The organism is Mycobacterium leprae TN, from assembly GCF_000195855.1.
GTDB lineage: Bacteria > Actinomycetota > Actinomycetes > Mycobacteriales > Mycobacteriaceae > Mycobacterium > Mycobacterium leprae.
Window position 1 is genome coordinate 1,828,431 of sequence record NC_002677.1, and the last position, 18,501, is coordinate 1,846,931.

At 56.5% G+C, this 18,501-nt stretch carries 14 protein-coding genes and 8 pseudogenes; 3 read left to right on the forward strand and 19 right to left on the reverse strand.

Annotated features, from left to right (window positions below):
- Positions 1–821: 821 nt before the first annotated feature.
- The 7 genes and pseudogenes from ML_RS15990 to ML_RS07700 all read right to left on the reverse strand — a co-directional run bounded on the left by ML_RS15990 (position 822) and on the right by ML_RS07700 (position 5,396).
- On the reverse strand, positions 822–1,025 hold the full coding sequence (locus ML_RS15990) for a hypothetical protein (RefSeq protein WP_231846568.1): 204 nt from the start codon (positions 1,023–1,025) through the stop codon (positions 822–824).
- A gap of 757 nt (positions 1,026–1,782) precedes the next feature.
- On the reverse strand, positions 1,783–1,992 hold the full coding sequence (locus tag ML_RS19075) for a hypothetical protein (protein ID WP_414085480.1): 210 nt from the start codon (positions 1,990–1,992) through the stop codon (positions 1,783–1,785).
- 17 nt (positions 1,993–2,009) lie between these two features.
- On the reverse strand, positions 2,010–2,219 hold the full coding sequence (locus ML_RS19080; RefSeq protein WP_414085481.1) for an N-6 DNA methylase: 210 nt from the start codon (positions 2,217–2,219) through the stop codon (positions 2,010–2,012).
- Positions 2,216–2,593, reverse strand: a complete 378-nt coding sequence (locus ML_RS19085) for a hypothetical protein (RefSeq protein WP_414085482.1) — start codon at positions 2,591–2,593, stop codon at positions 2,216–2,218. The genes ML_RS19080 and ML_RS19085 overlap by 4 nt, the downstream gene beginning before the upstream one ends.
- A 164-nt stretch (positions 2,594–2,757) precedes the next feature.
- Positions 2,758–3,983, reverse strand: a pseudogene (locus ML_RS19090) (DNA glycosylase AlkZ-like family protein).
- Positions 3,984–4,045: 62 nt separating this feature from the next.
- The gene (locus ML_RS07695; RefSeq protein ID WP_010908384.1) at positions 4,046–4,543 is read right to left on the reverse strand and encodes a dihydrofolate reductase; all 498 of its coding nucleotides are present in this window, start codon (positions 4,541–4,543) and stop codon (positions 4,046–4,048) included.
- A 52-nt stretch (positions 4,544–4,595) separates the two neighbouring features.
- Positions 4,596–5,396 carry a thymidylate synthase gene (locus ML_RS07700; RefSeq protein ID WP_010908385.1) on the reverse strand — a complete coding sequence of 267 codons (801 nt, stop codon included), beginning with the start codon at positions 5,394–5,396 and terminating at the stop codon, positions 4,596–4,598.
- Positions 5,397–5,502: 106 nt separating this feature from the next.
- On the opposite strand from ML_RS07700, the pseudogene ML_RS19095 reads away from it, so the two are divergent.
- A pseudogene (locus ML_RS19095) lies at positions 5,503–6,226 on the forward strand (dienelactone hydrolase family protein); the annotation flags it as partial.
- 401 nt (positions 6,227–6,627) lie between these two features.
- Here the strand turns inward: ML_RS19095 and ML_RS19100 are convergent.
- The 8 genes and pseudogenes from ML_RS19100 to dapB form a co-directional block, all read right to left on the reverse strand.
- Positions 6,628–6,825, reverse strand: a complete 198-nt coding sequence (locus tag ML_RS19100) for a hypothetical protein (RefSeq protein WP_414085483.1) — start codon at positions 6,823–6,825, stop codon at positions 6,628–6,630.
- Between the two features lie 52 nt (positions 6,826–6,877).
- On the reverse strand, positions 6,878–7,030 hold the full coding sequence (locus tag ML_RS19105; RefSeq protein ID WP_414085484.1) for a hypothetical protein: 153 nt from the start codon (positions 7,028–7,030) through the stop codon (positions 6,878–6,880).
- A gap of 12 nt (positions 7,031–7,042) precedes the next feature.
- Positions 7,043–7,258 carry an acyl-CoA dehydrogenase family protein gene (locus ML_RS19110; RefSeq protein ID WP_414085485.1) on the reverse strand — a complete coding sequence of 72 codons (216 nt, stop codon included), beginning with the start codon at positions 7,256–7,258 and terminating at the stop codon, positions 7,043–7,045.
- 60 nt (positions 7,259–7,318) lie between these two features.
- Positions 7,319–8,523: pseudogene (locus ML_RS07710) on the reverse strand (acyl-CoA dehydrogenase family protein).
- Positions 8,524–8,610: 87 nt separating this feature from the next.
- Positions 8,611–9,273, reverse strand: a pseudogene (locus tag ML_RS16000) (SDR family NAD(P)-dependent oxidoreductase); the annotation flags it as partial.
- Between the two features lie 2,307 nt (positions 9,274–11,580).
- Positions 11,581–12,036, reverse strand: coding sequence for a flavodoxin family protein (locus ML_RS07720; protein ID WP_010908387.1), 456 nt, complete (start codon positions 12,034–12,036; stop codon positions 11,581–11,583).
- 7 nt (positions 12,037–12,043) lie between these two features.
- On the reverse strand, positions 12,044–12,511 hold the full coding sequence (locus tag ML_RS07725) for a tetratricopeptide repeat protein (RefSeq protein ID WP_041323866.1): 468 nt from the start codon (positions 12,509–12,511) through the stop codon (positions 12,044–12,046).
- Between the two features lie 11 nt (positions 12,512–12,522).
- Positions 12,523–13,259 (reverse strand): annotated as a pseudogene (gene dapB / locus ML_RS07730) (4-hydroxy-tetrahydrodipicolinate reductase).
- A gap of 1,284 nt (positions 13,260–14,543) precedes the next feature.
- Between dapB and ML_RS16005 the strand changes: the two are divergent.
- Positions 14,544–14,702 (forward strand): DUF222 domain-containing protein, encoded by a 159-nt coding sequence (locus ML_RS16005; RefSeq protein ID WP_231846795.1) that lies wholly within the window; start codon positions 14,544–14,546, stop codon positions 14,700–14,702.
- Between the two features lie 121 nt (positions 14,703–14,823).
- On the opposite strand, the gene ML_RS17440 is transcribed toward ML_RS16005, so the two are convergent.
- A complete protein-coding gene (locus ML_RS17440; protein WP_269147006.1) occupies positions 14,824–14,946 on the reverse strand; it encodes a hypothetical protein in 123 nt (40 codons plus the stop codon).
- Here ML_RS17440 and ML_RS19115 point away from each other — a divergent pair.
- Positions 14,932–15,003 carry a hypothetical protein gene (locus ML_RS19115; RefSeq protein ID WP_414085560.1) on the forward strand — a complete coding sequence of 24 codons (72 nt, stop codon included), beginning with the start codon at positions 14,932–14,934 and terminating at the stop codon, positions 15,001–15,003. The two genes, ML_RS17440 and ML_RS19115, sit on opposite strands and share 15 nt — an antisense overlap.
- Before the next feature lie 489 nt (positions 15,004–15,492).
- On the opposite strand, the pseudogene ML_RS07740 reads toward ML_RS19115, so the two are convergent.
- The 3 pseudogenes from ML_RS07740 to ML_RS07750 all read right to left on the reverse strand — a co-directional run.
- Positions 15,493–16,593 (reverse strand): annotated as a pseudogene (locus ML_RS07740) (PDR/VanB family oxidoreductase).
- A gap of 388 nt (positions 16,594–16,981) precedes the next feature.
- Positions 16,982–17,870, reverse strand: a pseudogene (locus tag ML_RS07745) (metal-dependent hydrolase).
- A 27-nt stretch (positions 17,871–17,897) separates the two neighbouring features.
- Positions 17,898–18,356, reverse strand: a pseudogene (locus ML_RS07750) (Lrp/AsnC ligand binding domain-containing protein); the annotation flags it as partial.
- Positions 18,357–18,501: the final 145 nt, after the last annotated feature.

The following is an 18,501-nucleotide window of genomic DNA, read 5'->3' on the forward strand; positions in this document are numbered from 1 at the left end:
CACGCATCGACCAGACGGTCAAGCAAATGGTTGGCCAGCTGTGAGCGCGGCTGAACCTCGCATCCGCTGAGAAAAAAGAGAATCCCTATTTCTATCTATACTCGATGCCGGTGTGCAGCACATCGACTTAAGGCGATACCCATCTCATCGTGATCAAAGCCAAATCTGCTGTCGGGATTTGCCTATGGGAGCACGTGCCAGCAGGATGTGCCCACGTTCGCGGTATGGCACCAGTGTGAGCATCCAGTAAAGCTCATCCAAGGCGTCGATTGCGATGAGACAATCATAGCTAGCGGCCAGCCATAGCAGTCGTTCACTTTTGGCCGACCCGGTAACCACAAAGTCGGTTCCGAGCACACGACAGGAAAGTGCACCTCGACGCTGGTAACGTCGACCCCCACCTCCGCCTTTGGCGCCTAGCCAGCCGAGGCACAAACGACTTCTTAAACCGCGTCACTGGCTATCGTCCGATCCTGGACCCAGACCGGTCCGAACAGCATGAAAGGGAGCAGTCATCACGTAAGGTTGCCAGCTGAATAGACTCAGTACGTCGCTCATAACACAGTGCGCCTAAGTACACGAGCATCCGCGACTGTTCGGGAGCCAAACGGCGCACATATCGCACCAAACTTGAGGAGTTCCTGCGGTTGAATACGTTTGGTGACTTCCTGCGGTACCCGCGGTGTGCTGTCGCAAGGTTCGCACGACATCAGATTGCCGTATCGCTGACCACAGCATCAACGTATCGACGCCAGTTGGCCCTAGCACCAAGAAATTCGACACTCAACTAATACCATGTACGACATCAGAGTCACCACATTTCAGATTAGCGGAATTCTCGAATTCAGCTTCGCAAACAACACGCACGGCTCCAACAAGACGAACTTGCCGATCGTAACAGCTACGGTGGCGACTATTTTCGGTTTCACACCGTCGTCAAATTCCGGAAAGCTGAAATGGGCAACCACATAGTCGAATCCGCCCACGTTGAGAAACACCGTCGACCGACTTTCCGAGTCAGACAACGGCACGTACTAAGAGACCGACTCGACAGTAGTAAGCATTAAGATCTCGGCAGAAACAATAACGCCTTGGTTACCGGAAATTTTGTCATCGAGAACGCCGAGCAGCTCCGAAAAATTTTTCCGTTGCGACGTTGCGATCGCATTGATTGACAAGTCGCACAGAATCCGCTAGTTGAGCAGTGATTGGCCGGATTCTTCCCGGCGTTCATTGAGTCGGCAAGTCCGCAACACGTAGTACCAGTATCGCATCTCTATGGCTATCATCTGCCCAGCAAATCAGTGCGTCATCGGTAACCCAGAAATCGGATTCGCAGTAGTGCAAGCTAACGCAATATGACCCAATACGACCCACGACTATGAGCAGGACACGGGCATTGCACTGCGCAGAATAGCCTATAACCGCGTTGATGCCATAAACTGGATAACGATCACCTGACTTGCGCGCCAGCGAAGTATACCCCTTGTTGAAGTCGCGGTAATCACCCAGTCTGACCTTTCACCGCAGGCGCTCTACCTACTCGCGCAACATCCATTCCAACCGCGCTAATTCGTCACGCTCCGCCATCAGATCCTCTGCCAACCGTGCGACTTTCTCGACGACTGGCTCACCCGTCATTTTAAGTCACCAGAGTTCCCAAATACCGTACCGTCGTAATAGGCGTACCTTGAGGCTCTAATGTCATCCAACGACACGGATCTATAGAATCATAGGAAAACACTGTTAGATAAGGTCTTTCGCGGACGCTGATCTCGGCTCTCACCATACGTGGTAAGTACCGTCAATACGGGCAACTTCATCGTCTGTCAATGCACGTTCAGCGAGATCCAACAGATAGCCGAGCCCGCACGCGTCGATAAACAGCACCTGCCCGGATCTATCCAAGCCATACGTTTTGTCCATCGCGAAAACCACAGGAAAACCGGAATCCCGGTGCCGAGAAACAGCTATGCGGGCTTGCTTGATCATTGATAAACATGTTCGCCCTACCGCACGCCATCGTTATTGTCGAGGTTCATCTGTGCTATCCGCCAGGTCTGCTCGGCGCTTTCCCGCCCGTAGATAGCAACATCCGTCGGACTGCCGCCGTGATCACAGATGAACCTCTCGGTCTGCACTAGCACGTCGCCCAAGCCACAGCACAGGTCATACACCCGACCGCTGGATGGTTCGAGAATCTTGACAATTACCGTCACAACACTGGATGGAACGAAGAATTCGCCGCTACGCCATCCTTACTGTGTGAGCTAATTTCCCAAAAAGTTACTTGTCCATCTCCCCCATCAGGCCACGCGCGACACCTGCCATGCAGGCTGAACCGTACACTGCCAAGCAACTCGACCAACTCACCCAGCCCAGGCTGGTCAACGGTCGTATATATCTGCGAAAAAGTACCAACCAGCTCCGGATTAGCCGTCACTATAGCGTCCATTGCCTCATCGATGAGCTGGCCGATGTTCTTGTCTTTTGTGTTGTACGCCAAAAATTTCCAGTGCTCGGATGACGGCACAGCAAACACGTCTTCGGCTCGTTCGTCATCAGCGAAAGAAATGTATTTGAAAAATACCAAAATAAGGATTACACACTTGTATTAGTTGGCAGGTAGCGACACACGCAACTTGTCCACGGCCTTCCAAAGCGCGTCATTGATTTCTTGTACCGTCGACGGTGCCTCCGGATCGTGTTTCTTGCCTGGAGCCATCCAGCGAGTTCCTTTCTATCTTGCTTCGCAGATTAGTTGCATTCAATTGCGCGTAACTTGCCAGCCAAATCGCTCCGTCGGGACACAGTGACACCATCCCAGCTAGGACGCCCATCTACTCCAGCTCGCTGGCTAGCGCCGTGTTAACCCAACTACCCAGTACTTGGTTGGCATGCTGGTCATCAAAGAACACACCCATGACACGCAAAAGGGTTGCAGGCTCGGTCGACCGCGAGGTCAACACGCGCGGCCAACCGGCCGTTTAGCAGCAGCGACCACAAATATATAGCTGTACTGGCGTTTAACCGCTGATGTGTAGATCTCGATGCAGTAGCGAAAGCCGAACAGCCACTCCACCCACTGCCAAAAGAAGATCACCGGGTCGAACAGACACAGCAGAGCGGTGCCACGGTCAACGCGTGGCACCGCTTTCGCTGTGTCGCAAATATGCCTTGCGCCGACCCCCTGGACAGTGACCGATTCAATCTCACCGGCCGCCACCAGCTCAGCGACACCCAACTTAACCTACTCTCAACCTACCCGGAAGTAGTCGCGGATGTCGGCTTCAGTACCCATAACTCAGTGCGGTGGCGGTCCGCCGCGTCAACTCACGAACAGCCACGTCGTCAACCTCCCGGGCCCACGCACTGGCCGGCAACACCCTTTCCACCAAATCCTTAGTGACGAGCTAAACCCACCCAGGTAACTGTGGTGAGCATCCCGAAGGCAAACAGCGGTTCGACAACCCACTTAGTGTCGCTGCGATTCTACCAGGAACCCGTTGATGAGCGTGGTGCGGCGGCCAAATGCGCCTCGATCGGCCCTCGGTACTGGGTCAAAGCTCGCCTATAGCGGCCCACAATGTCGTCAACCGACTGCGGATTGGCCTTGACGATATGACTTGCCCCAGCGGCCATGCCGGTGCTGACACATCCGCCCAGCACAACAATGGCCAATCATCGACGGCCATCAGTCCTGCCTCGTGTGCCCAGTACTCCACCAGCAGCAGCACCAAGCGATTACGCTGGACCCCCACGCGGCGCGGTCCAAAACATCGCGGTTGTACGGCCCAAGTAGGCCAAAAACAGGCGCGTATTGTGCACCCACCGCCAGCAACACCGAATCCAACTGCAGCACCTGGATCCACCAGATCAACCGCTTCAAATGCGTACGGTGATTGATCCGGTCGTTTGAGCTCGGCGAAGCCTTGTACCGCGAACGCTACTCGACAGGCCTGTACGGTAGTAACAGTGCTCATGCAAACGCGCCGCAACGATACATGTGGGGATAACCCACCCTACTTGCCGCGGAAAACAGCGCTCATGAACGATGATAGCTGTGCAACCGGTACCGCAGCCCGGAGCAGCTCACCAGCCACTCTCCCGTCACACCCACCCATGTATCGTCGAGCACCGGGGCCAGCACGTCATCGTCCTCATGAAGCAGGTAGGTGTCTACCTCGGTGACCCCGCAACGGGTCGCCAGCGGCAACGCAAGCCGGTAGATCTGCTCACCGCCAATCACCCACATCTCAGGCTCGGTCTCGAGATTGGAAATGGTCTCTTCGAGAGAACCGAACACCTCCGCTCCCTCAGCCATAAAGTCAATTTGTCGGCTCAACACGATATTTCGGCGGCCTGGCAGCGGGCGAACCCCAACCGGCAACGAATCCCAGGTCCGTCGGCCCATCACCACCGGGTGACCCATCGTCAGCTGTTTGAAGCGAGTCAGATCCTCAGGCACTCGCCATGGCATGCCGCCGTCGCGCCCAATCACACCCGTCGTCGACTGAGCCCAGATCAGGCCCACCACCGTCATACGCACCACTCCTCGATCCCAGCCATGCTGGCACCATCATCGTCGGCGCGCGTCATATCGCGACTGGGGCTTTGATCGCCGGGTGCGGATCATAATTCGTGACGACGACGTCCTCGTAGACATAGTCGAAGATAGAATCACGCTGCGCTAAAAAGAGTTCTGGATATGCTCGGGGTTCGCGGCTGAGCTGCAGCTGTACCTGCTCGACATGGTTGTCGTAGATGTGGCAATCACCGCCCGTCCAGACGAACTCACCAACCAAAAGACCGGACTGGGCGGCCATCATGTGGGTCAGAAGCGCGTAACTGGCGATGTTGAACGGCACACCAAGGAACATGTCGGCGCTGCGCTGGTACAGCTGGCAACTCAGCCGGCCTTGAGCGACGTAGAATTGGAAAAACGCGTGACATGGTGGCAGCGCCATCTGCGGGATTTCACCGACATTCCAAGCCGACACAATGATGCGCCGAGAATCCGGTTCGGTACGCAGCAAATCCAGTGCGGTGCTGATTTGGTCGATGTAATCACCCGAAGAGGTCGGCCAAGATCGCCACTGCACACCATAAATCGGCCCGAGGTCGCCTGTGCTGCTAGCCCACTCATCCCAGATATTAACTCCATGCTCATGCAACCAGGCGACGTTGGAGTCGCCGCGCAAGAACCACAACAACTCGTAGACAACCGATTTGAAGTGCACCTTTTTCGTCGTAACTAGCGGGAACCCAACCGACAGGTCGTAACGCAACTGCTGACCAAACAGACTGCGAGTCCCGGTGCCGGTGCGGTCCATTTTGGCTACGCCGCAGTCAAGCACGAGACGCAGCAAATCCTCGTATGGCGTCGCTATCAGCACGCAGCCAGTTTAGCGGCGGTCGCAAGCACAGCGAAGCCAGGCGCGGCGGATCGACGCCAACAAGCCAATGAATTTACGCCGCGCCACGAAGAGTAGAACAGAGAACATGCCGAACCGCACCGACAGTCTCACTACGTCCGACAGCCGTTACCCCTCCCAGTTGATCATCCCCGAAGAGACGGGCCCTGGCCCAGCGTGGTCGTGTACCCCGACGCCAGCAGCGTACGCAACATTTTACTAGAGGGCGACGAAGCTGGCCGGGTTCGGCTACGCAGTGCTGCTGCCCGACGTGTACTACCACCATGCACCACGGCGACTGGGCCCCGATCAACATTGCAGCAGCATTCCGCGACGCGAAAGAACGCAAACGGGTAACGGACATGATGGAAAGCGTCACATTGGAGACGATGGCCAGCGACGCCGGCGCCTTCTTCGACTATATTCACTGCTTGCCCCGGGGTAACCGGGGAGCAGTTCGACGTATACGGCTATTGAATGGGGTGGGCGAATTTCAGTGGTGATAGCGGGGCAACAACCAGACCGCGTTGCCTGCCGCCTTCCTTCCACAGTGACAGCCTGGTGGCCAACACCACGGACAGACCTACACTTGCTGACCAACCGGATGAGGGCGACGGCCTACGTGGACGGTACCGAAGAATAATATGCGTTCACCCCGAACCACGCCACACAACTCTACAAAGCGCTGACGGCGGCCAGCGTTACCCAACACTATGGCCCGATGATACTCGGGGGTCTGCGGGTTCATAGTAGCAGACCACTCACCGTATGATGCCGCCGCACGGCACTGGACAGCAATGACCGATCTATTCGGCTTGGGGTGTTACCGCGTTAAAGCTAGCGGTGCCGCGGAGGCATCGTCAGTGCACAGTAACCGACCGGCGCTAAATAGATCACAAAACCGAAAGGTCCACCAATTCGGCCAGTCGGGACCGACAACGGTAGACAACGCCAAAGACCAACTGGCCGCTCTTGGCCCAATTCAGGTTGGGTGCGCCGGAATACTCTAACGCCATTCCAGTGTTGTCGTGAGGCTGTACGCGCTCATCCACGACATGAACAGAGGGAGCCTACGCGACGGTCGTGTTTGCATCGTCTCTGGCGCACGTATCGGCGGTGTAGCGGACAGCGACCGTAGCACCCCTGTACCGACCACAAACCACAGATCCGCGAGATGGTGCTTGATCGCCTGATATTGAGCCGATCGTACAGCCTAATTGCTTGCACTGCCTGGCGTAAGCCAATACGGTGTCAAACACCACTGCGCGACCCCAAGTTGCTCGGGGATTAGCAACGCCGCCCCGATCTCTAGAGCTGCCGACACGACCGCATACCCCCTGCCTACCCACGACAATGCCGCCGCCGAGAACCAAACGTCGGCAAGAAGTCTGGTCATACCCAGGGCTAGCACCGGATGAAACATCAGTTTTCACGGGCGGCCGCGACACTACGGACGGACCCAGTCAGACCATCGGAGGGCCAATACTGACCTCGGCGACCGAATCTCCCGGCGCGGTGCACAGCGGCACCACCAGCGCCGTGGTGACCGTACCCTGAGCCAGCGCCGACACGGTTTCGGTGTCGCCAGCCTGCAATAACACAACGGTGGCGAGCACAGTGCTGGACAATCACGGGACCAGCGTGACGGCCCGACCAATCTCCTCCATCACGATCGCGACCTCACGAACATCCGCACCACCGCCACCAAACGACTCAGGCACCAACACCCCAACATCCCAGCTCAACGGCTGCTCTTCGCCAAACTTCTGACAGAACTGCAGAACAAAGGAATCCGAGTCATATGTGCGAATGATCGATTCCGGTGGACACTTTTCTACGAACAAAGCTACGCACGTTGTTGCGCAATGATTCCTAGATGTCCGAGTACAGCAGGTCGCCCATGCTCATCTATCTAGATCCTTCCATGTCACTTCATTTGTCGACACGATATTCGTCGGGCAATCCGAGAATCCGCTTGGCGAGCGTATTGTGCAAGATTTCCGAAGTGCCACCCTATAATCGAGTTGCTGCGTGCGCACAGGTAGCGGTAACCGGACTCACACCCGATCAGGTCGATAATTTCTGATCGGCGCATGATCCAATCGTCGTAATTCAGTCCGGATTCGGCATGCAGATCGAGCTCAAAAACCGAGGTAGTTTACACCAGAAAAGCTTCTAAAGTATACTTTGACGCAGGAACCTTCAGGTCCGGGCTTACCCTTCTGAATACTTTTGTCCCACTACTACAACCGTTAACCCGCCAGCCAAAGAACCTCTGCTTCGACCCACAGTAGCATTAGCGCGTTGCGCATCGCAGGGTTACTCAGGCCCCCAACTGGTCTCGTCAAGGTGCGGTGACCTTGCCGATATTACCGTCTTACAGAGGTACGCCGGAGCGAGAGCCGATCGTGACGCGCTCCGTTGTTGAGCGCGGTAGTCGCAACCCGCTAGCCGCCGCCCTACAGGCCGAACCAAGTCGCATCAGGCACCCGGACGTCGGTGGAGAATACTTTCGTTGAACTCCGCCTCACCAGTGGTCTGGCGCAGCGACCGAATTTCTCCTCTCAGTTGCGTAACGTCGCACAGAAAATAAGTCAAAACAGCGTATTTAGGCTACCGTCGGACCGGTGCGCGGAACCAGGATAGTCTTTTAGCGTGCCACGCCATCAACGTCCATATCTTTTGCTCATTGACGATCCAGTCATCGGAGTGATAGCACGGCTCGCACACTGCGGGTCACCACCGCCACCAAGTCCGATCCCACACCTGGATCATTGAGCAGTTGGCAATACCAACGAATAACGGAAGCAGGAACTTTTGCTTCTATTCATCGATCCCAAACTGGGCAATGGTCGACGCCGCTACACCAATCCCGATACAGTTCTTTCCACCGCCCGCCGAGGGCGCTGCCGTCAACGACCAACTGGACATCAACCTGCTCCTGAGTGGCCTGCAGAAGAACCAGCCCACCGTTGCTTGGTAGAAAGTGAACCCAGTCCAGCTCCAGATCGAACCACGCACCAAGGAAATCGCACAGTTCGTTGATGGCAGGGTTGTGCTCCTCGAGGAGCAACTTCATCCACGCATCTAGGTCGACGGCAATACTCATTGCTTGGCTCGCGGCTGAACGCGGAATCCCTGATACATTGCCGAGCAATAGACCACCGTCTCGCCGATGATCTAACTAAACGTGTCCCGAAATGAGAAAGAAAACTGGACCCGGCACACCAACTCTTCCGAACGTGATGATCGCCACAAGTGAATTTTCGTGGTCTTTCCAGATGGCCTAAGCCAGCCTAGTACGAACGACGCCGGGGCAGACCAAAGTGACTCGAATAGCTGACGAACGTTCCAGCGCAATTGCTTGGTGACACAGATAAGCGCCTCCTTGGTGCATTGCACATACCCATCACTGGCGATGGGTATGTGCCGCCGACGGAGCCGGTAGTGACCACCACGCAGCCATGCTCACCCATCCATGCTTTCACGACGAGTGAGGGCCACAGCAGCGGAGTCCACAAGTTGACATCGAAATCTTAGCGAAGCAAGCGTGGTCCTGCTCGACCAGCGGACCATACCCAGGGATTGATTCCCACGTTGTTGACCAAGATGCCCACATCGCCGAAGCTCCAGCACGCGCTCGACGCAATGTCACGCAGCATCTCCTCGTCGACCGCGTGAACGCCAACGCCCCATCACCGACTTGTGATGCGGCCGCCTCCGCTGCCTCTTGCTTGCGGACGGTGAACATCCACATTGGCCGCCGACAGCCGCGAACTGTTGGACGATCACCAGCCCGATGCCGCGCGGACACTCCGGTAATTATGACTGTCCGACCGGTCAGATCCAGGCAGGTCATTTGATATGCTTTCTGTTAATTTGATGCCGAATCTCGTCAGCGGAGGGCACCGGTTGCACCCCGGTCTCTCGTTCCATGTTTTTCAGCCGCCTATATAGGGTAAACAGCCATAATGTTTAGTTAGTCAGATTAACTCTGATAAAACAACTGACAAGAACCGAGGTTGTTACTGCGGCGATGGCCGTCCACAGCCTCAGTCGAGGTTTTTGCGGCTGGCCCAGCAACGACCTACCATTACCAAGGCCATTCATTTTGTCCCTACGGACGACCCGGGCGGAGGTGACTGCGACAACACCAACTGCGGCTCCGGAGGCCAAAACGGAGACCCCGGCGGCGGAGGCCGGAGCCATATCGACGACAGCCGCCGGGGTGGCCAATGCTTCAGGCTGTGTAGTCAGGAATGACATTCCGTGCTCATCGTGTGAGACATGCCAACCAGTAAAGATACTTAGTTCGTATGTACGGCCAGCTTTGTCAGATATATTTCCTGGTCATACCTTGTGCGTCCCAAAAAGGCTAACGACCCGCAGCGACGTAACCCCACCACCGACAGACTCCGATAAAGGTGTTTTTACGGGTTCTTAACACATGTTCCCAGCAGATTTAACACGGCCTTATCGGATTAGGCTATCTAATGTCAAGCAACCACACAGGAACGAGTCATAGGCCGCGCGGTTCTTAGGTGTAGGTGCAATCGCCTGCACCGGTGCGCAGTGTTAAGCGCGCCAATGCAGCTTTCACTTTTAGAAACTATTTGTCCGAATGTGCCCGCAGCCGGACGATCCGTGCTGTTGCGGTAGCCGACCCGCTCACCGCCTGACCAGACCCACACCAACCTGCCTGCGGCAGCTTGCCCGTGAACAGTTTGCTATCGGCATTACGCGGCGACGCGTTGTCCACTACAACGACATATTGCGGCGCCTTTAAAGTCGCGCAAGCTACCCCCGACAGTTGTCAAGAACCACCATCACGGTCACGTCAATCTGTTCTGTACCGCGAAACAGCTCCGTTCTATACATTCTCCCCCATGAGGTGGTCAGGCACCGCCAACACACGGGAGTCCGCAACATGCGGATTCGCCAGCAACACCTCCCAGACCTCGATGCTGGAGAGGTTTTCGCCGCCCCGGTTGATGACATCCTTAAAACGATATGATATCGTACACCCGACCTAAGTAGTTAACCCGAGCCATGTCGTCGGTGTGTAACCCACCCGTCCTCGATGCAGATCGAGGTGGCCTGAGTCCGGTTCCAGTAGTCTGGTCGTCAGATTTCGCCGCACACTACACCAACCCGGCCACACCCGTGTTGTGACCGTCAGAGACCACACCAAGATCCACCGAGGGGACCCGCAACCCCACCGAATCGGTATACCCCACAGCATCCTAGTCAGGCAGGGCGGTCATCAGCGCAGCAGTCTCGATCATCCCGTATCCGTTGAACACCGTGTCCTACGGTAAAACGCTTTTCACCCGATGCACGAGAGACGGGGCGACGATGCCCCATCATAGACTAACCAGCACACACCGGAGACGTCTACGGCCGCAAAACCTTTGTGTCGTTTCGCAACAAGAACAATTAGACCATGGGGACGGTAACCAATGAACGAAATGTGCTCTGCAGGCAGTGCTGCGATCAACCCGTCGATCATCGATACGAGCATGATCACCGCCCTCCAAGATTCGCTGCCACCAACAGCTGCGAGTTGCAGCCGGTCACGTGGAACAACGGCACCAAGATCAACGTACGCAGCTCCTCACCGAGATCCCTTGACTGACAGAGACATCGGATCGTGTTCTCGGTATTGGTCAGGAAAGCCACGTGGGTGGTCAACACCCCTTTGAGGTGGACCGGTAGTACCCGAGTTGTAGAACAGCGCAGCGGCGTCTGTGTGGCGAAAATGATGAGTCACGTACGGTTGGCTGTCGGGTAACGCGGTCTCCCGTACCAGCTCCACCCGGGCACCTGCGTAGGACAAGATAAACTCGACTTAAGGCTGCACCGATCGAGTATTGACCGGTACCGCAACGCCGACGGCCATCACGGTGCCCCAAAACGCCAGCACCTAAGGCGACTCGTGGAGCACGCTGCCACAATTGCCGGTAGATCATTTGGTCACCACCCCAGCTCAACTATGGCATCACCGTTTGGGCGGTTGTCGACCTGCTCGGCAAACATGTTCAGCAGCTTGGCGGGCAAGCAATCGCAGTACGGGATGAGTGTTGCGGTCGCGGGAAACTCACGTCACCGCAAACGGATTGCTGCCACGGGAGATGTCAATAGCAGCAGGCATGCCCGCTCCTTCCGGTCATTCCATTAGCATCGCGGCAAGCGTGCCACCCAATTCGTGGGCTCGTTCGCACACCATGGCATCGACAGGACCGACGACCTCCAGGACGTCTGCAGCATGAGTCAGCGACAACCCGGTAGCAAGCTTGCCTACGGCGACCGCGGCGCCGACGGTGTCGTTGTTGCCATGCACCCACAAGCCGTAGGGACGTCCCGACACGTGGTCCAGAATCGGGTAGTAAACGGTGTCAAAGAAGTGCTTAAGCGCCCCGGACATGTAGCCGAAGTTGGCGGTGGTGCCAAACAAGTAGCCGTCGGCGTTAAGCATGTCCGGGATAGTCGCGGCCAGCGCCGGTCGGGAAACCACTTCTACACCGTCGATCTCGGAGTCGTTGGCTCCGGCAAGCACTGCCTCCAGCAGCTCGCGGGTAGTCGGCGACGGGGTATGGTGCACCACCAGCAGCGTCTTAGTCATTGGCAGGTCAGTCACGCCCATGTAGTTCGAGGGCTGTCTTCATGGCTTCCCGCGCACGACGGCGATCCCCTGCGTAGTCGTAGGCCCGAGCCAGCCGGTACCAACAGCGCCAGTTGTCGGGATCGCCGGCTAGCTCAGCGCGCACGGTAGCGAACAGCGCGTCAGCCGCGTCTCGCTGTATGCGGCCAGAGGGTCGCCGGAGTAGCACGCTGGTGTCGAGCTCCATTCCGTCTGCCGCTATCAGGCGGGCCAGTTTCTGGTGAGCAAATCCTGCTCGCAGCGTGGCGATCATCGCCCACAACCCGATAACGGGCATGATCAGCAGCGCCAACCCCAGACTTACGGCGGCCGCCTGACCTGAGCCGATCATCGCGACGGCCATGCGGCCCAACAGCACAAGGTATGCCAGCATCGCGAAGCAAAGGGCCGCGATGAGCAACTGAATATACAAGATATACAAGCTGCGCTTGGTCATGACGGTGTCGTTCATTGCAGGTTGAGTAAGGGCTCGAGGCCCACCGTGAGGCCAGGACGTTCGGTGATGCGACGCACCGCTAACAACACGCCGGGCACAAATGATGTCCGGTCCAGGCTATCGTGGCGGATGGTCAACGTCTCCCCCGCAGTACCGAACAGCACCTCCTGATGGGCGACCAGTCCGGCCAGCCGCACCGAGTGCACCGGGATACCGTCAACGTCGGCACCGCGAGCACCAGGCAGGCTGGTGCTGGTGGCATCGGGTTTGAGCGGCAAACCTTTTCGTGCCTCGGCGATCAGCGTCGCAGTGCGCGTCGCGGTGCCCGAAGGCGCATCGCTTTGTGCGGATGATGCAGCTCGATGACCTCCACCGAGTCAAAGAACGGCGCAGCCTGTCTGGCAAAATGCACCGAGAGCACCGCACTGATCGCGAAGCTAGGCGCGATCAACACTGATGTATTAGGCTGATTAAATAGCCATGATTGCACCTGCTGCAGCCGCTCTGCCGTAAAGCCGGTGGTGCCGACCACGGCATGAATTCCGTTGCCGATCAGGAACTCTAAATTGCCCATCACAACATCTGGATGGGTAAAGTCGATGACTACCTCGGTGTTGCCCTCGGTCAGCAAGCTCAGCGGATCACCGGCCTCCACCTCCGCGGACAGGGTCAAATCCTCGACGGCCTGTACAGCCCGCACCATCGTCGACCCGACTTTGCCTTTGGCTCCAAGCACGCCTACTCGCATAGTGTTCACCCTAGACCGAACGGTTGGAGAACCTTTAGCCGCCTTGACGGGTGTTTAGCCTGCCGCGGCAAACCAGTCACAGGCACGGTCCACTTGGTGTTCACTGCAAAACAAGAATATAACGGTGCAGCTCGTCGGGTCACAGCGAAAGTACGTCTTTAAACCGACGGAAAACGCCTTTTCCGCTTATCGCGGCCCCGAGTTAGAGTGTCCACTCGTAGCGATGAAGCGATGAACAACTCCCAATATCCTCCGGTATCCCGCTCACGAGCCTATGCACTCCAAAAATAGAGTCAGCAGCCCTCACCCTCGTCGAGACTGTCGTCTTTGTAGTCCGAGCCTGCGACCCACAAATAACCGGTCTTGAGGTCGATCCAGCCACCACCCCACACGGGACTTCCTTACAATAAGAAACGCCAGCTGATCCAGGTCGACTGGCCACAGACGAAGCATTGGCGTAGGGCTTTGGTTGAAGATTGCTACAAGTTGATCGGCCAACTCTTTCGTCCCCCGCTCAGGTGTACTCGTTTAGCGCAGCCATACACTTATCCGATTAGTCCAGCCGCGTCTGGTACATGCTGGACAACGGTGTCCCGGAGGTCATCACCTGCGAGCTGAAGGACCTCGTAGGTGAGCAGCTTGCGCCCAGTCTCAACAACAGACCCGTTACCGGTCAGTATCGCTGCACACAGTGCTTTCACGGCGTTTACATCCCACGTCCGCTGAACGCAACGGTAATGGAGCAGTCACGCGAGATCACAGAACGAGCTCCACGATCGTATTCGCGGATTTTTCCACAGTTAGCTGTTAATTCCACAGAAGCTAGCTGGGACATGGCTCCCGGCGATACATCGAAATAGAGTTCGAACATCTTTTCGGTTTAAAGTGCCACCTGCGGGTAACTGTCAAGCTCGACGCATTCAACGCCGCTGTAACAGACATTGGCAAGCTGAACTTCGACGGCCTCGAGCCTCCTGCCCGCTTACATGCGCTGGAACAAAATGGAAACGACTCGTTGGCGGCAGATCGCGGTAAGTCACGAGGTAGTTTCGGGCCTGGCCAAAGAGAATCTCGCTGTTGTCGGCGGCCCGGCTCACAAAGTGGTCGCCGATTGGCTACGGACCAGCTGCGCCAAAACTCGCCGCCGGCTGAAGGAGTTGTCGCCGCGTTTAACACTCACCCACCGGCATATTGCTGCCAGACCTATCGGCTACCGCCCAGGCGTAGTAAAATAACTTCCTCGATGGTGAACACCTGCGAATAATTCAGACCTTCTTCCACAAGATCCCAGACGCAACGCCGTCCTATACGCTTGCTCACGCCGAGCAATTTCTTGCCCAACAAGCGGCAAAATCGCGTCCTAACCAGGTGGAAAAGCTGGCACACAGGTATGCGTTGCTGATCAACCCGGACAGGAAATTTCCGGCTCCTACCGCGCGCTAGCGTGATTTTACCTGGTGCAGTCAACGGTCCAATGGGATGAGTAGCAGGATGCTGACCATATCCCCGGAATAGTGACGCGTGGCTGGCATGATTCGCCATGCCCAGCATATGCAAACCTGGACTACCAATTACCCCATGTCAACGGCGTCACCGGCCAATCCAACGAAAGAAACAGCAGCCACGGACACGCGATAGCCACACCCAACGCCAACACAATGCGCTCACGGCCTTGGACCGGGGCCAATTGGGCGATCCGAAACTTGGTGTATACAATGGACTCCCGGTGACAGTAATCGTGTGAACCACGCTTCAAGAGCTGACGTCGGCCGCGGACTGAGCGATAACGGACGGCGGTACACTGGTCCTGATCCGAATGGCCAGCTATACTTAACTCTATTTGGCCGTGTGCGACAAGCATTCAAGTTATCCACTTGTATCTTGACCCACCTCGCCGAGTGACCTCACCGGATCAACGAGCGGTCCTCTATGCTAAGGATCGCTGCTGCACACCCCCGGCTGCGACATACCCAGCGATTGCTCCGAAATTCACCACATAGATTGAATGGTCAGCCGGCGGTTTAACCGATGTCGACAAACTCGCCGTTGCACATAAGCCCAACCATAAGCAGGATGAACATGGCTAGAGGACAAGGAAACGCGTCCCCCCACGACCGGCACCGAATGGATCACGCCGCCATATCGGGATCACGGCCAAGCCAGAACGAACAATTATCACCGCCCAGAACACCTGTTCGACATCAGTCAGCACTGAGTGTTGATATGCGGCCTATCAGGCATCGATGACCACCCGACTGCTTTTCGCCCGCGATACGCAGACCAGCATATCGTCATCGCCCTCGACGACGCGTCCACGCCGATGGACCTGTTCCAGCAATAACTTTGACCTTGGATGTTCCGCAGAAGCCTTACTGGCACGAGTACACCGTGGTCGGGTCCCAGTCAAGCATGCTGTCAAGTGCCGACCGATTAGCCGGAACGCTGAGCACACGCCTCGACCGCGCAAGTTCCAACTCGAAAGAGAGCCCATCAACGAGTGGCGGCGGGCTAAACCGCTCGTAGTGCAGTGGCGCTTCGGCGTGTTCGTCACGAGCCAGCCGAACCCCCTCTACAATGGCGGTCGGCCCACACACGTAAACAGCCGTCATCGGCCCCTCACCGGTCAACAGATCATCTACAGTGGTGATGTGACCATGCCCCGTCGTCGGCCCATAACGGTGACCCGATCCGGGGCACCGCAACCACTTCAGCCAGAAACGGCATGTACTCCCAGCTACTACCGGCATATATTGCCCACCAGTTGTTTCCACGTTGCACAGCCACCTGGATCATCGACAGTATGGGAGTCACACCGATGCCGCCGATCACGAACAGCAAAATCACGCTAGGCCATGCCGAGATAGAAAGCGTTGCGAAGACCTTCGAACATTACGACGTCGCCCACATCGAATCCATTATACATCTCAAGCGAACCGCCACCACCATCGGCGATACGACGGATCACCGATGGTGGTGAGCCACACGGCGCCCGAGCGTACCGCATAGCGAACATTGTCGCCGACGGCCCGATGGCAGCTGAACGTCGATATGCCCGCCGGGCGTCCCCAGGACGGGAGTAAACCACGCTTGCGCGTCGGCCAACGTCAACGCGACCACGTCAGGGGTAACGAGCTCGCGTCTTATAACTACCGCAAATTGAGTCCGCCACACCGGCTTCACCCACGACGGCTCCCCACCACGAAGCCGAGGCGAATACGCCTAACACCACACGAACACCCCACAACAATGTGGCAAGCCGATCACGGTTGCACCGACCCTACACAGTACTGGCCCAGATACTCTTTGACACGATGCAATTCCACAACAGGCTCAAGCCCGTCGAATGTCCAAGCGCGTTAACAGCCGAAACACCGACAGGCTAATGCGGAGTATCGCGTACTCACTCCTTGATTCGGCAGCAATCGGCACGATCGCGAATCGTGCTTGTTGAACACGAGAATTCACCAGCTCCACGCACGTCGTAGACTACAAATGTTGTATCGGCCGTGGAAACGTTCACAGAACTCCCAAACCATTCCTTCCCAGACATAACCGCTTGGTCGGGCCAGCCGTGAACAACCAGGATAGTAGGGCGCTGCGGAATCAATCGCAATGTATCGATGTATCTCAAGGGTGATGCTGTCGGACGCCGTAATGTCAGCTGTCGATGTGGTGCTCTTCGATCAGTGCGAAGCACAAGCAACTGGTGAGACCGCTAAATGTCAACCACCCGCTCCAGCCGGCCTAAGTTGTGACGTGTGGAAACCCGGCTTGTGGCAGTCTCCAACGATCCTCACCAAACACCGTGGCCTGGGCCACCAATCCCCGGTGTGTTGCCACGAAGTAGTCGCCGCCAGTCCGGTTTGATCCCCTGCGGCAAGTAAGGATCCGCCGAGTGCAAGAACATACATGAATCGCACTGTGCGAATCCACAGCAGCATCACCGGCGTGACTGCCAGTTAATAAGTGCCGTACCTGCCGCCAATATCCGCCGCGCAGATCCTTCATAGTGCCGAACGCCACCGCTTTATACTCAACCTCTGCGGACCCGTGCCACCGAAGCATGTCCAGCATCACCTGGTCGGCGCCGACGCCATCGAGCTGTGGAAGTCTAAATCCTCCTCCCCAAAAAATGGCGGTGTAGTGCTCAACTGCCGCTATGCACGAAACCTGCTCCAGCAACCAGCTGCGCTGCCGTCGCACGTTCCAGCGCGGCTTAATCCCTAGCAGTTTATCAAAGAGCCACTTGATCTGATCGGTGTACGGCATCAGGTCGACGCCCTGCGCGGCAAAGTGGGCAAGCACTCCGGAATGCGCTTGGGAATACATAGCTTTCTGGCCGATGAATCCCTGCACAGCTAGCCGCAGCTGATCGTCCTTAATTCAGTGGCAACGTCTTCTTAAGCACCTAAACGAGAAACTCCTCGCCCGTGAGCAACTGCAGGTGCAGCAGATTGATGTGGGTAGCCAACGGATCGTTAGGCACGATAATATTTAGTGAAACGATAACTTCGCCCAATCGAACCCAACATTGCGCGCTTCGAGAACAAAACGCTCATGATCTAAAGAAGCGTCATATGGACCCGCTGCCTCGTCATAGACGGTGAACATCGAACATCCTTGCCTCTGTGTGAAAGTTTACACCAATTGAGCAAATATCAAATATCGTAGTGATGTCCGGGTTCCTGCGACATCGGCATCAGCTCTACCACGAACGCGAGCAAATCGTCGGTGTCGCGGGCAGCTAAGTGCAGGATGAAGTCTTCGGCGCCGGCCAAATATAGACATATCCATCACATGGCGCCTGCGGCGGATCTGCTGAATGAAGCTGCGGATCGTCCCACGCACGCACTGAACTGTAGGCTGACCGAGATCATTGCCTACAGCGGCAGTCACACTGCGAGCGGATCGATGTCGGTATAAAACCTGATAAAACCTGCTGATAACGCCGAGGTCACAAGCCGCCAAACCCGGCCATGACACGTTGACGGAGCACCCGACCACCTCCGGTAGCGCGTTGTTGGTCATCCAGGCATAGCCGTGCAGCAAGCCCAGAATTCTGCAATCCACCGCATCAATATCAGAAGGCCGACCATCCTTCGATTAAGTCACCCCGCTCACCTCACGGTTCTGTTAACCTACTAGATATATCGAAATAGTCATCGCCTATATCAACATCAGCGATATCGATATAGCATCAGAGGGATTGCGGACTATCCGAACTTTCTTCACACTTGAGCCA